Below are 12105 nucleotides of genomic sequence, written 5' to 3'. Positions count from 1 at the left end.
GTACAACCATAATCAATAACGAACACTTACCATCTGGAGCCACACATGAACATTCCTGCAGACCTGAAGTACACCGCTTCCCACGAATGGGTACGCCTTGAAGGCGACGGCACCATCACCGTCGGCATCACCGAGTACGCGCAGGACGCGCTGGGCGATATCGTCTTCGTCGAACTGCCAACCGTGGGCAACAGCTACGGCGCCGGCGACGACGCCGCCGTGGTGGAATCGGTCAAGGCAGCGAGCGACATCTACGCGCCGATCGCCGGCGAAGTCGTGGCCGTCAACGACGACGTCGTCAACTCGCCTGAATCGATCAATGCCGACGCCTACGCCAACTGGCTGTTCAAGATCAAGCCAGCCGACGTGTCGGCCCTGGACGGCTTGCTCGACGCTGCCGCCTATGGCGCCACCACCAGCGCCTGATCGCGTTTGATTCACGGGCCGCGTTTGCGGCCCGTTTGCATTTAATTTTGCAGCTATACCCCGCCGCCGCGCCCGCGCGCCGCCTCCCGGTTTTTCAGTCTTTTTTGGCCTCTATATCATGACCCGCACCAGCCTGACCCAACTCGAAGCACGCGATGCCTTCATCGCCCGCCACATCGGCCCTTCCGCCACCGAACAGCAAGCCATGCTGGCGACCCTCGGCTATCCATCGCGCGCCGCGCTGATCGACGCCCTGGTGCCAAGCAACATCCGCAACAAGGGCGCCCTGCCCCTGGGCGCGTACTCGCAGCCGATGCCGGAACAGGAAGCCCTGTCGCGCCTGAAAGCCATCGCCGGCAAGAACCAGGTATTGAAGTCCCTGATCGGCCAGGGCTATTACAACACGTTCACGCCAGGCGTCGTGCTGCGCAACATCTTTGAAAACCCGGCCTGGTACACGGCGTACACGCCTTACCAGCCCGAGATTTCGCAAGGCCGCCTGGAAGCGATCCTGAACTTCCAGCAAGTGATCACGGACCTGACCGGCATGGGCATCTCGAACGCCTCGATGCTGGACGAAGGCACGGCCGCCGCCGAAGCGATGACCCTGATCCAGCGCGTGGGCAAGTCGAAATCGAACGTGCTGTACGTCGCCAATGACGTGCTGCCGCAAACCTTGGAAGTGGTGCAGACGCGCGCCCAGCCGATCGGCATCGAAGTGCGCACTTTCGATCCGGCGGAAATCGAGTCGCTGGACGCCTGCTTCGGCGTGCTGCTGCAATACCCTGGCGTGAACGGCGTCGTGCGCGACTACCGCGCCGGCGTGGAAAAACTGCACGCGAATGGCGCCATGGTCATCGTCGCGGCCGACCTGCTGGCCCTGACCATGCTGACGCCGCCGGGCGAATGGGGCGCCGACGTCGTCGTCGGCAACAGCCAGCGCTTCGGCGTGCCGCTCGGTTTCGGCGGCCCGCACGCGGGCTATTTGTCCACGCGCGATGAATTCAAGCGCAATATGTCGGGCCGCCTGGTGGGCGTGACCGTCGATGCGCAAGGCAACAAGGCCTATCGCCTGGCCCTGCAAACGCGCGAACAGCATATCCGCCGCGAAAAAGCGACGTCCAACATCTGTACGGCGCAAGTGCTGCTGGCCGTGATGGCCTCGATGTACGCCGTCTACCATGGCCCTGCCGGCCTGCTGCAGATCGCCCAGCGCGTGCACCGCTTTACGGGCGTGCTGGCGGCGAACCTGAAGACCCTCGGCTACGGCGTCGTCAACGCGAGCTATTTCGACACATTGACCGTCAACGTGGCCGATGCGGCGCAGCTGCACGCGACGGCCATGCACCACGGCGTCAACCTGCGCAAGATCGACGCCACCCACGTCGGCGTGTCGCTCGACGAAACCACCACGCGCGACGATATCGCGCTGCTGTGGAAAGTGTTCGCGCACGGCCTGGCCAACGCGCCTGCCGCCCCGGACCTGGACGTCGTCGAAGCGGCGGTGACCAGCGCGCTGCCGGCGCAGCTGGCGCGCGAGAGCGCCTACCTGACCCACCCCGTCTTCAACAGCTATCACTCGGAACACGAAATGCTGCGCTACCTGCGCAGCCTGGCCGACAAGGACCTGGCGCTGGACCGCACCATGATCCCGCTCGGCTCGTGCACCATGAAGCTGAACGCGACGAGCGAAATGATTCCCGTCACCTGGCCCGAGTTCTCGAACATCCACCCGTTCGCCCCCGACGCGCAAACGGTCGGCTACCGCGAAATGATCGCCCAGCTGGAAGAGATGCTGTGCGCCTTGACGGGCTACGCGGCCGTCTCGCTGCAGCCGAACGCCGGCTCGCAGGGCGAATACGCGGGTCTGCTGGTGATCAAGGCCTACCACGAGTCGCGCGGCGAAGGCCACCGCAACATCTGCCTGATTCCCTCGTCGGCGCACGGCACCAATCCCGCATCGGCCAACATGGTCGGCATGCAGGTCGTCGTCACCAGCTGTGACGCCAACGGCAACGTGGACCTGGCCGACCTGAAAGCCAAGGCGGAAAAGCACAGCGCCAACCTGGCCTGCGTGATGGTCACCTACCCATCCACCCACGGCGTGTTTGAAGAAGGCATCCAGGAACTGTGCGAGATCATCCACTCGCACGGCGGCCAGGTCTACATCGACGGCGCCAACATGAATGCGCTGGTCGGCGTGGCCGCTCCCGGCTCTTTCGGCGGCGACGTGTCGCACCTGAACCTGCACAAGACCTTCTGCATCCCGCACGGCGGCGGCGGACCAGGCGTCGGTCCGATCGGCGTCGGCGCCCACCTGGCGAAATTCCTGCCGAATCAGCGCTCGTCCGGCTACCAGCGCGATGCGGCAGGCATCGGCGCCGTCAGCGCCGCGCCATTCGGCTCGGCCAGCATCCTGCCGATTTCGTGGATGTACATCGCCATGATGGGCGCGGAAGGCTTGACGGCAGCGACCGAGACGGCGATCCTGGCGGCGAACTACATCGCGCGCCGCCTGGCGCCGCACTATCCCGTGCTGTACTCGGGCCATGACGGCCTGGTCGCGCACGAGTGCATCCTGGACCTGCGCCCGATCACGGACGCCACCGGCATCAGCAACGAAGACGTGGCCAAGCGCCTGATGGACTTCGGTTTCCATGCGCCGACCATGAGCTTCCCCGTGCCGGGCACGCTGATGATCGAGCCGACGGAAAGCGAATCGAAAGTGGAAATCGACCGCTTCATCGACGCCATGATCGCCATCCGCGGCGAAATCGCCAAGGTCGCCAGCGGCGAATTCGACCACGACGACAACCCGCTGAAAAACGCGCCGCACACGGCACAGGTATTGATGTCGGACAACTGGGAACGCAAGTACAGCCGTGAAATTGCGGCCTACCCGGTCGCTTCCCTGCGTCAGCGCAAATACTGGCCGCCGGTCGGCCGCGCCGACAACGTGTACGGCGACCGCAACCTGTTCTGCGGTTGCGCCCCGATCAGCTCGTACGAGGAAGAGTAAGCGCCACGCGCCCGCTTAGGCGGGCGTGCCAGCGATAGAAAGGCAGGCCACGCGGCCTGCTTTTTTTTATCGTAGATACTGTTATCCCCGTCAAGCGGCGTGCAAGGCCGGATCAAATATTTTTCCCGACCTGAGCACGCCGAATGCCACGTGCACCAGCTTGCGCATCATGGCGCCGATGATCAGCTTGGGCGCTTTGCCGGCGTCACGCAGACGCTGACCGAAGCGCTTGCCCCAAGGCGTCTTATGCACTGCCACCATGGCCGGCATGTACAGTGCCTTGCGCAGGAAACTGTGGCCGACCTTCGACATGCGTGGCTTGCCACGCACGCTGGAACCTGACTCGTGCTGGCGCGGATCGAGGCCCGCAAACGCCACCGCCTGCTTGGCGCTGTCGAAGCGCTCAGGATTGGCGTAGTAGGACAGCAGCACGGGAATCGTGCGCTCGCCCAGGCCAGGGATGCTATCGAGCAATTCGCGCTTGCCGCGTAAATCCGGGTCGTCATCGATATGACGGCGGATCGCCAGGATCAGCGCCTTGATCTCGGCGTCGAGCCAGGCAATATGATCCTCGATACCCTGGCGTACCGCCGCGCGCGCCACTTCAAGCCGGTTGCTTTCCTGCTGGCGCATCGCTTGCAAGGCATCGAGGCGCAGCACCAGCGCGCGCAGCGATTGCTCGGCCGGCGATGGCGCCTGCCAGGGCTCTGGCTGGCGTTCATGGGCGAAGTCGGCGATCAGCTGTGCGTCGACCTTGTCGGTCTTGGTGCGCACCAGGCGTGAAGCGCTGAAGGCCTTGATCTGGGCTGGATTGATGACACTGACCACCATGCCAAGTCCAGCGAGATATTCGGCAACCCCTTCCCAATACGTGCCCGTCGCTTCCATGCACACCCTGGGGCTGCCGGCAGCATGCTTCAGCAGCCATGCGTGGAGCGCGGTGAATCCTTGACGGTTGTTCTCGACAACCTTGTTACGATGCTTGCCGTTGGGCAGGCGCAGCGCGCAGTCGAGCTTGGCCTTGGCAACGTCGATTCCTAAATTAAACATGCTGTGGTCCTCTTGCGATCTACCTTGCAAATGCGGGCTAACCGGCATGCCGGTGCCAAAGATACTGTCCGATCTTGACATGGAGGATGGGTAACTGGTGCGAGATCTACGGAGCTGGCTCGGGGCCTAAGGGCGGATACGGCATCCAGTTACCCGGTCTTGATATGCCTACCAAGATTTTGACAGCGGTCGATACCGTTCGCAATACCACGAACGGCATGAGGGGAATAATACAAGGTCGGATTAGGCCCGAAGGGCCGTAATCCGACAACATGGTTGGCGTATATGGTGACGTCGGATTACGCTGCGCTAATCCGACCTACAACGCCAGCAAGGCCGCGCCCGGCAATCCCAGGGCGGTGCCCAGCATCGTCAGCAACACGACATCGCGCCGCTCGCAGCGCGTGCGGTGCGAACTCCAGGCGGCAAACAGCAAGGCCACGGCCACGCCGCTGAGTGAAATGCCCACTTCCGTCATGCCAGCCCTCCCTGCGGATGCAACGCATCCGTCATGGTTTCCTTTTTCATCGTCCCCATCCTTTTCATTGATTGAACAAGCTACCTACCGGTAGGCAGTAAGTGTACAATAAAAAACACAGCGGCGTCCATGCCGTGTTTTTGAACGATGAAGGAAGCACAATGCAGCAGCAAACCACTCTCCCCGCCGCCAGTCTCGCTCTGGCGGCTTCCCTGGCCTTGGTGGCCGTGCTCGGTCCGGCCGGCATCGACATGTACCTCGCTTCGATGCCCGCCATGGCGCGCGAACTGCACACTTCGTATGCGAACGTGCAGCTGAGCCTGACCGTCTTCCTGCTGGCCCTGGGCGGCGGGCAGCTGCTGTGCGGGCCGCTGACGGACATGCTGGGCCGGCGCCGTCCGCTGCTGGCCGGCATCGCCGTCTACATCGTGGCCGCCGTATGGGCGTCGCAGGCGGAGCAATTGCACACCCTGCTGCTGGCGCGGGCGGTGCAAGGCCTGGGCGCGGCGCTGACCCTGGTCGTGGTGATGAGCATGGTGCGCGACGTGGCGGACGGCGTGCAGGCGGCGCAGCTGTTTGCCCTGTTGATGACCATCGTGGGCCTGGCGCCCGTGCTGGCACCCGCCGTGGGCGGCTTGCTCGATGCGCACTACGGCTGGCGCGCCGTGATGCTGGCCCTGGCCGCGCTGGGCGCCTTGACCCTGCTCAATAGCGCGCTGTTCCTGCCGGAAACCTTGCCGCCGAAGCAGCGTGTATCGCCGAAAGGCATGCACCGCACGTATGCGGGCATCGCGCTCGACCGCGCCTTCCTGCTGCCCGCGCTGGCCCTGTCGGCCGCATTCTTTTTCCTGTTTGCGTATATTGGCGGCGCGTCGCTCGTGTACCAGCGCGATTTCGGCCTGTCCGCCGGCAGTTTCGGCCTCGTGTTCGGCGCGACGGGCGTGGCCGTGCTGCTCGGTGCCATGGCCAGCGGCCGCCTGGTAAGCCGCCATGGCGTGGCGCGCTTGAGCGTGGCGGGCAGCGCCGCCATGCTGGCCGGCGCGGGGCTGGCCCTGCTCGGTGCCTGGGCCGGAGGGGGAATCATGGTCGTCGTCCCCGGCATGTTCGTGGCCCTGTTTGGCCTAGGCATCGCGGAAGCGGCGCTGATGGCCATGGCCATGGGCTCGCAGCAACGCGCGCTCGGCTCCACGGCCGCGCTGCTGGGCGCCATCCAGATGAGCTTGTCGTCGCTGGCCACGCCGCTGGCGGCCGGCCTGTCCGAATGGGGGCCATTGCCCTGGCTGCTGTTCTTGACCGTGGCCGGCCTGCTGGTATCATGGCTGACCCTGGCCACTGCGCGCATCCATCCGGCACACGCCAGCAGCCTGGGAGCGCACTGACGCTTCACCCAACTACTACCCTCATATGAAGAAACGCTCGGCCTCGGCCGATAACATCTGCGCCGTCGCCGTCGTGCACTTTTCCGAACACGGCTACGACGCTTCCTCCCTCAGCGACATCGCCGCGCAGGCAGGCATGCGCAAGGCCTCGCTGTATTCGCACTTCGCCGGCAAGGACGCCCTCTTCCTCGACGTGTTTGCCGACGCGCTGGCCGAAGAGCAAGCCTTCATGGACGCCTGCTTCGCCGACGAGGCGGCGCTGGCGGCACCGGGCGGCCAGCTGGCCGGCACCCTGTACTGCGACCGCATGGCCCAGCGCTACGGGGATTCGGCCCATCTGCGCTTTTTGCTACGCACGGCGTACCTGCCGCCCGCCACCCTGCGCGTGGAAGTTGGCACGGGCTATGAAGCCTTGCTGGCGCAATTGCAGCGGCACTACGTGGCCAGCCTGGGCCGCTGCGCGCCAGCGTTGCCGGCCGCGCGCATCGACCTGTATGCGCAAGCCTACCTGGGCATCGTCGACAGCCTGCATGTGGAGCTGATCTACGCGGGCGGCGCCGCGCTGCAGCAGCGCCACGCGGCCTTGTGGCAAATATTGTCCGATTCGCTGGCGATGGCGGCACAACCGGCCTGATGCGGCATAGCTCACTGCCACACAGTGAACCGACAAACAGGTCTGGCACAAGCCGCCATCGACTCTTCGAAAGCACCACTTTGCTACCTTCAAATGTGGTACGGCTTGCTGGCGGATTTTTCGCATGCGAAGTTCCGCTTGCGCCGTTTTCCGTCGTTGGCAGGCTCCGCCCCGTTGCATGCATTGCTTACTGTTTGCAACTGTCGCCCAGCCAGAGCTGATGAGCAGTTCAGCAGTGTCTAGTGAAATCGTGGCAAGTTAAGCATCCAGGAGCATCATCACAGCCGACAATACCAGCAACTGAAAAAAAGCGAGAAACAAAGCTCGTGGTATCGGCGGCATGAACTTCCATTGCAGGCTCTTCGTCGGTGAAATCAACGCAGACTTATTGCTTCCTACACAATAAAACAATGCCGATACAGCCAAGGAAAAAAACCTTACATTAGCCGGTACAACTTCAGGAGCAAAGGCGCAGCCAAAGAAAATTAAGGAGAAAAAAAATAAGGAAATGCGGGAAATTTTCTGTCCCAACTGAAGCTGTATTTGAGATTCCATAATTTTTAGCATTGATTTGAGTTACTCAAGTTGCGCTTCGAACGACTGCTCCTTGCCGTTGTTGGCAGGTCACGCCCTTTGATGTTGAAAAACTCAGGTACGTACACCATTAGATCAATATTCTGCGAGCCCAGCCCGGCCAGTACCGCCGCCGGTGAACGACCACCGGCGGCCTGGAGGTTGGAGACCTCCCAAAACTGTTGCCACTCAATTTCTTCAACACAATAAACCGAAAGACGTCGGCCGCTGCCAATAGTGCTGGCCGTATAACACTTATTCACGGGTTTCTACGCATGCGGAGCAGCAGCATCGTGGAAGCTGGCAGGGAACGCGCAGCCTTTAGCGAGGCGCGCCACGCCAAAAATGGATCAGGTTTAGGCGTGCACCAGTAGAAAGCAAGTCAGCGGAACGACGGCAAACAGCACAACAACGCCAAGGCATCCTGATCTCGAGCCGGATCTGAAACCTGCAGGAGTAGCGCGTCAGCGTACCCGAGCATAACGGATTGCCAAGCAGAAAGAATCACACATTGTCACAACAACGTGAATGGCCGTGGCATCGGACTTTCGTGTTCGTCCACGCCCACATTACACTTTGGAAACCTAAGATTTCTTCAGTTGACACTGTTGCAGCGCATCCATAAGATGCCCTCATTATTCATTTACGGAGTCCCACGTGGGTACTTGTTCTAGTGACAGTAGCCGATCTTGTATCGGTGATTGCCTCGGCAGCTAAGCAGCAAGCAACGCGGAATTCCGTTTCCTCCGTGCCTTGCTGAGCAAGGTGCGGTGTCTCGCGCGGCCACTCCGGCTGCGCGCCTCTCCCCCCTCTTTCCGATCGCGACCGGCTACTGACCCGGATTGCCCGCCAGCACGATTGTGTCCTGGCGGCACGCAAGTCTTGCCTGCGGCTGCGCCGCCCGTCAACACCTCGTCGTGAAAGGAAGAGCCATGAATCTCTTCACCCGCTTATTCGAATCGTTCCTGCGCAAGCGCCATACGGCCGGCAACTTCCGGCGCCGCGCCATGCCGCTGGAAAACAGCACGGCCCGCCCCGTGCCCGACCACCTGGCGCGCCAGCTGCTGGCCGCCGCCCATGAAGACCTGGACAGCGCCCTGAACCGCCTGCACACGCGCCTGGAAGGCTTGCGCGATGCCGAGGCGCAAGTCATCGGCGCGCAAACAGGACCGAACGAGGTCGAACATGAGAAACCGCTGGCCTGGTACCAGCACCTGTGGCTGTGCTACAAGAATCCGTTCAACCTGCTGCTCACCGTGCTGGCGATTGTTTCCTACCTGACGGAAGACCCGAAGGCCACCATCGTCATCGGCACCATGGTGATCCTGTCGACCCTGCTGCGTTTCGTGCAGGAAGGCCGCTCGAACCGGGCCGCCGAACGCCTGAAAGCCATGGTCAGCAATACCGCCACCGTGCTGCGCAATGGCCAGCAGATCGAACTGCCGATCCGCCAACTGGTGCAGGGCGACCTCATCGTGCTGTCGGCCGGCGACATGATCCCCGCCGACTGCCGTTTGCTGTCCGCGAAAGACTTGTTCGTCAGCCAGGCTGCCATGACGGGCGAATCCTTGCCGGTGGAAAAGATGGCCGAGCTGGCCGACGCCCATGGCAAAGACCCGATGGAACTGGCCAATCTGCTGTTCATGGGCACCAACGTGATCTCGGGCGCCGCCACGGCGCTGGTCTTGGCTACCGGAAACCGCACCTATTTCGGCACCATCGCCACCCGGGTGACGGCCACCGAGCGCACGCCGACGGCGTTCGAGGCGGGCGTGAACAGCGTCAGCTGGCTCTTGATCCGCTTCGCCCTCGTGATGGCGCCGCTCGTGTTCCTGATCAACGGCTGGACCAAGGGCGACTGGATGGAAGCGTTCCTGTTCGCCCTGTCCATCGCCGTGGGCCTGACGCCGGAAATGCTGCCCATGATCGTCACCAGCACCCTGGCCAAGGGCGCCGTGAAACTGTCGAAAAAGAAAGTCGTCGTGAAGCGCCTCGATGCGATCCAGAACTTCGGCGCCATGGACGTGCTGTGCACGGACAAGACGGGCACCTTGACGCAGGACAAGATCGTGCTGGAGCGCCATACGGACGTGTTCGGCCAGCCGTCCGATGAAGTACTGCAATTTGCCTACCTGAACAGCCACTACCAGACCGGCCTGAAAAACCTGCTCGACCGCGCCGTGCTCGACCACGTGGAATTGCAGACGGAAATGCAACTGGCGCGCGATTACGTGAAAGTCGATGAAATCCCGTTCGATTTCGTGCGCCGCCGCATGTCCGTTGTCGTGTCTGAAAAGAATGACCACCATGAGCTGATCTGCAAGGGCGCCGTCGAGGAAATCCTCGCCGCCTGCAGCCATCTGCGCCTGGGCGGCGTCAACATTCCGCTCGATGCCGCGCTGCTGGACAAGGTACTGGAAACCACGCATGGCCTCAACGCGGAAGGATTGCGCGTAGTGGCCGTGGCCGTCAAGGAAGTGCCGCCGCATAAGACCGTGTACGGCGTGGCCGATGAAACGGCGCTGACCCTGATCGGCTATGTGGCGTTTCTTGATCCGCCGAAGGAATCGACGGCGCCCGCCCTGCGCGCGCTGGCGGAACATGGCGTCACCGTGAAAGTATTGACGGGAGACAACCACCTGGTGACGGCGAAGATTTGCCGCGAAGTGGGCCTGGCCGTGCACGGCGTGCTGCAAGGCCCGCAACTGGACGACATGGACGACGCCACTTTGGCCCGCGCGGCTGAAGCGAATACCGTATTTGCCAAGCTCAGCCCGCTGCACAAGGAGCGCCTCGTGCGCGCCCTGCGCGGCAACGGCCATATCGTCGGCTTCATGGGCGACGGCATCAATGACGCGCCCGCCCTGCGCGCGGCCGACATCGGCATTTCCGTCGACTCGGCCGTCGATATCGCCAAGGAAGCGGCCGACATCATCCTGCTGGAAAAAAGCCTGATGGTGCTGGAAGAAGGCGTGCTGGAAGGCCGGCGCACCTTCAGCAACATGCTCAAATACATCCGCATGACGGCCAGCTCGAACTTCGGCAATGTGTTTTCCGTGCTGGTGGCCAGCGCCTTTTTGCCGTTCTTGCCCATGCTGCCACTGCACTTGCTGGTGCAAAACCTGCTGTACGACGTGTCGCAGATCGCCATCCCGTTCGACAATGTCGACGCCGAGCTGATCCAGCAGCCTTTGACCTGGAACCCGCGCGACATCGGCCGCTTCATGGTGTTCTTCGGGCCCATCAGCTCGATCTTCGACATCAGCACGTTTATCCTGATGTGGCATGTATTTGGCGCGAATACGCCGGAACAACAGACCCTGTTCCAGTCCGGCTGGTTCGTCGTGGGCTTGCTGACGCAGACGCTGATCGTGCACCTGATCCGCACACCCAAGCTGCCCTTCATCGACAGCATCGCGTCCGTGCCCCTGCTGGTGGCCACCACCGTCATCATGGCCGTGGGCGTGTTCCTGCCGATGGGACCGCTGGCGACCTACTTCAAGCTGCAAGCCTTGCCGTTGGGATATTTCCCCTGGCTGCTGGGCATCCTCGTCTGCTACACCGTGCTGACGACGTTCATGAAACGCGTGTATCTGCGCAAATTCGGCTGGCAATAGTATGATGAGCCGCTCTTTCCCCTACAAAAGGCACGCATGAGCGGCTCCTCCCTTTCCAAACGTCATCTCGCCCTGCTGCTGTCGGCCCTGGTCTTCCCCGGCAGCGGGCATTTTGTCTTGCAACGCAAGGTCCGTGGCTGCCTCTTCCTCGTGCCGGCCCTCGTTGCGCTGGCGATCGTATTGCGCCAGATCATGGCACGATTGGAGCAGGTAATGGCACAGATCGACAGCGGCGCCCTGCCCCTCGACGTGCAGCTGATCATGGAAAAAGTGGAGGCCCTCTCCGCCAACGACGGCCCCGCCATGACGCTGGCCGTGTGTGTGCTGGTGGCCTGCTGGATCGGCAGCCTCATCGACACCTTCCTGATCAAGCCATGACGGCGGAAGCAGAGGCGCGCAAACTGCGCAAGGAAGCCAGGATGCAGGCGCGCCGCGCCCAGCTGGCGCTCAAGCGCAAGGACCATGGCGGCCCGCTGGCCTGGCGCGGCTGGTTCGACGGGTCCGCCCATCCGAACCCCGGCAAGCTGGGCATAGGCGCCCTGCTGCTGGGACCGCATGGCGAACGTATCGAAGTGAGCGAAGCGGCCGGTTATGGCAGCAGCAGCGACGCGGAATACGCGGCCCTGACGGCCTTGCTGCAGGCGGCACTCGGCGTGCGCCCGCCGCCCGTGCAACTGCTGCTGTACGGCGACAGCCAGGTGGTGATCAATGATGTGCTGGGAACGACGCCGGTGGGCGCCAAGGGACTGGAAACGCAGAGGGCCACCGTAGTGGCCCTGCTGAAACAATTCACGGATGTGAGTTTGCGCTGGCTGCCGCGCCACAGAAATGGCGAGGCGGACCGGCTGTCGCAGTTGGCGATCGCAAGCTTCACCCCAGAGGCTTAAATACCGGGGTCGTACCCTCAGGGTACGACCCCGGCCGTTACT

At 62.7% G+C, this 12105-nt stretch carries 10 protein-coding genes; 7 read left to right on the top strand and 3 right to left on the bottom strand.

The window, feature by feature from the left end; translation table 11 throughout:
• The first annotated feature begins 45 nt into the window (after nucleotides 1-45).
• Together gcvH and gcvP are read left to right on the top strand one after the other, a co-directional pair.
• Entirely contained in the window at nucleotides 46-426 is a 381-nt protein-coding gene (gene gcvH / locus AC3RCG_RS13140; protein ID WP_070221532.1) for a glycine cleavage system protein GcvH, read from the top strand.
• 118 nt (nucleotides 427-544) lie between these two features.
• On the top strand, nucleotides 545-3445 hold the full coding sequence (gene gcvP, locus AC3RCG_RS13135) for an aminomethyl-transferring glycine dehydrogenase (RefSeq protein ID WP_409026538.1): 2901 nt from the start codon (nucleotides 545-547) through the stop codon (nucleotides 3443-3445).
• A 90-nt stretch (nucleotides 3446-3535) separates the two neighbouring features.
• On the opposite strand, the gene AC3RCG_RS13130 is transcribed toward gcvP, so the two are convergent.
• Entirely contained in the window at nucleotides 3536-4495 is a 960-nt protein-coding gene (locus AC3RCG_RS13130) for an IS110 family RNA-guided transposase (protein WP_083289991.1), read from the bottom strand.
• A gap of 319 nt (nucleotides 4496-4814) precedes the next feature.
• The gene (locus AC3RCG_RS13125; RefSeq protein WP_162995629.1) at nucleotides 4815-4973 is read right to left on the bottom strand and encodes a hypothetical protein; all 159 of its coding nucleotides are present in this window, start codon (nucleotides 4971-4973) and stop codon (nucleotides 4815-4817) included.
• Between the two features lie 161 nt (nucleotides 4974-5134).
• Here AC3RCG_RS13125 and AC3RCG_RS13120 point away from each other — a divergent pair, with 161 nt between their 5' ends.
• Nucleotides 5135-6352 (top strand): Bcr/CflA family efflux MFS transporter, encoded by a 1218-nt coding sequence (locus AC3RCG_RS13120; protein WP_492404838.1) that lies wholly within the window; start codon nucleotides 5135-5137, stop codon nucleotides 6350-6352.
• Between the two features lie 25 nt (nucleotides 6353-6377).
• The gene (locus tag AC3RCG_RS13115; protein WP_492404836.1) at nucleotides 6378-6986 is read left to right on the top strand and encodes a TetR/AcrR family transcriptional regulator; all 609 of its coding nucleotides are present in this window, start codon (nucleotides 6378-6380) and stop codon (nucleotides 6984-6986) included.
• Nucleotides 6987-7244: 258 nt separating this feature from the next.
• On the opposite strand, the gene AC3RCG_RS13110 is transcribed toward AC3RCG_RS13115, so the two are convergent.
• A complete protein-coding gene (locus AC3RCG_RS13110) occupies nucleotides 7245-7541 on the bottom strand; it encodes a hypothetical protein (RefSeq protein WP_492404834.1) in 297 nt (98 codons plus the stop codon).
• 950 nt (nucleotides 7542-8491) lie between these two features.
• On the opposite strand from AC3RCG_RS13110, the gene mgtA reads away from it, so the two are divergent.
• From mgtA to AC3RCG_RS13095, 3 genes are read left to right on the top strand one after another with little or no spacing between them, the layout of a single operon-like run.
• Nucleotides 8492-11176 (top strand): magnesium-translocating P-type ATPase, encoded by a 2685-nt coding sequence (gene mgtA, locus AC3RCG_RS13105; protein ID WP_492404832.1) that lies wholly within the window; start codon nucleotides 8492-8494, stop codon nucleotides 11174-11176.
• A gap of 36 nt (nucleotides 11177-11212) precedes the next feature.
• Nucleotides 11213-11554: a hypothetical protein gene (locus tag AC3RCG_RS13100; protein WP_492404830.1), complete on the top strand. Its 342-nt coding sequence runs from the start codon at nucleotides 11213-11215 to the stop codon at nucleotides 11552-11554.
• Nucleotides 11551-12063 (top strand): ribonuclease HI family protein, encoded by a 513-nt coding sequence (locus AC3RCG_RS13095; RefSeq protein ID WP_230505592.1) that lies wholly within the window; start codon nucleotides 11551-11553, stop codon nucleotides 12061-12063. The genes AC3RCG_RS13100 and AC3RCG_RS13095 overlap by 4 nt, the downstream gene beginning before the upstream one ends.
• Nucleotides 12064-12105 lie beyond the last annotated feature (42 nt).

Source organism: Janthinobacterium sp. GW823-FHT01H08 (assembly GCF_058797855.1).
This window is presented reverse-complemented; position numbering and strand designations above follow the sequence as displayed.

Excerpts from the sequence above, each read along its gene's own strand:
- gcvH (WP_070221532.1), top strand. The coding sequence starts at position 46 with ATGAACATTCCTGCAGACCTGAAGTACACCGCTTCCCACGAATGGGTA.
- gcvP (WP_409026538.1), top strand. The coding sequence starts at position 545 with ATGACCCGCACCAGCCTGACCCAACTCGAAGCACGCGATGCCTTCATC.
- AC3RCG_RS13130 (WP_083289991.1), bottom strand. The coding sequence starts at position 4,495 with ATGTTTAATTTAGGAATCGACGTTGCCAAGGCCAAGCTCGACTGCGCG.
- AC3RCG_RS13125 (WP_162995629.1), bottom strand. The coding sequence starts at position 4,973 with ATGACGGAAGTGGGCATTTCACTCAGCGGCGTGGCCGTGGCCTTGCTG.
- AC3RCG_RS13120 (WP_492404838.1), top strand. The coding sequence starts at position 5,135 with ATGCAGCAGCAAACCACTCTCCCCGCCGCCAGTCTCGCTCTGGCGGCT.
- AC3RCG_RS13115 (WP_492404836.1), top strand. The coding sequence starts at position 6,378 with ATGAAGAAACGCTCGGCCTCGGCCGATAACATCTGCGCCGTCGCCGTC.
- AC3RCG_RS13110 (WP_492404834.1), bottom strand. The coding sequence starts at position 7,541 with ATGGAATCTCAAATACAGCTTCAGTTGGGACAGAAAATTTCCCGCATT.
- mgtA (WP_492404832.1), top strand. The coding sequence starts at position 8,492 with ATGAATCTCTTCACCCGCTTATTCGAATCGTTCCTGCGCAAGCGCCAT.
- AC3RCG_RS13100 (WP_492404830.1), top strand. The coding sequence starts at position 11,213 with ATGAGCGGCTCCTCCCTTTCCAAACGTCATCTCGCCCTGCTGCTGTCG.
- AC3RCG_RS13095 (WP_230505592.1), top strand. The coding sequence starts at position 11,551 with ATGACGGCGGAAGCAGAGGCGCGCAAACTGCGCAAGGAAGCCAGGATG.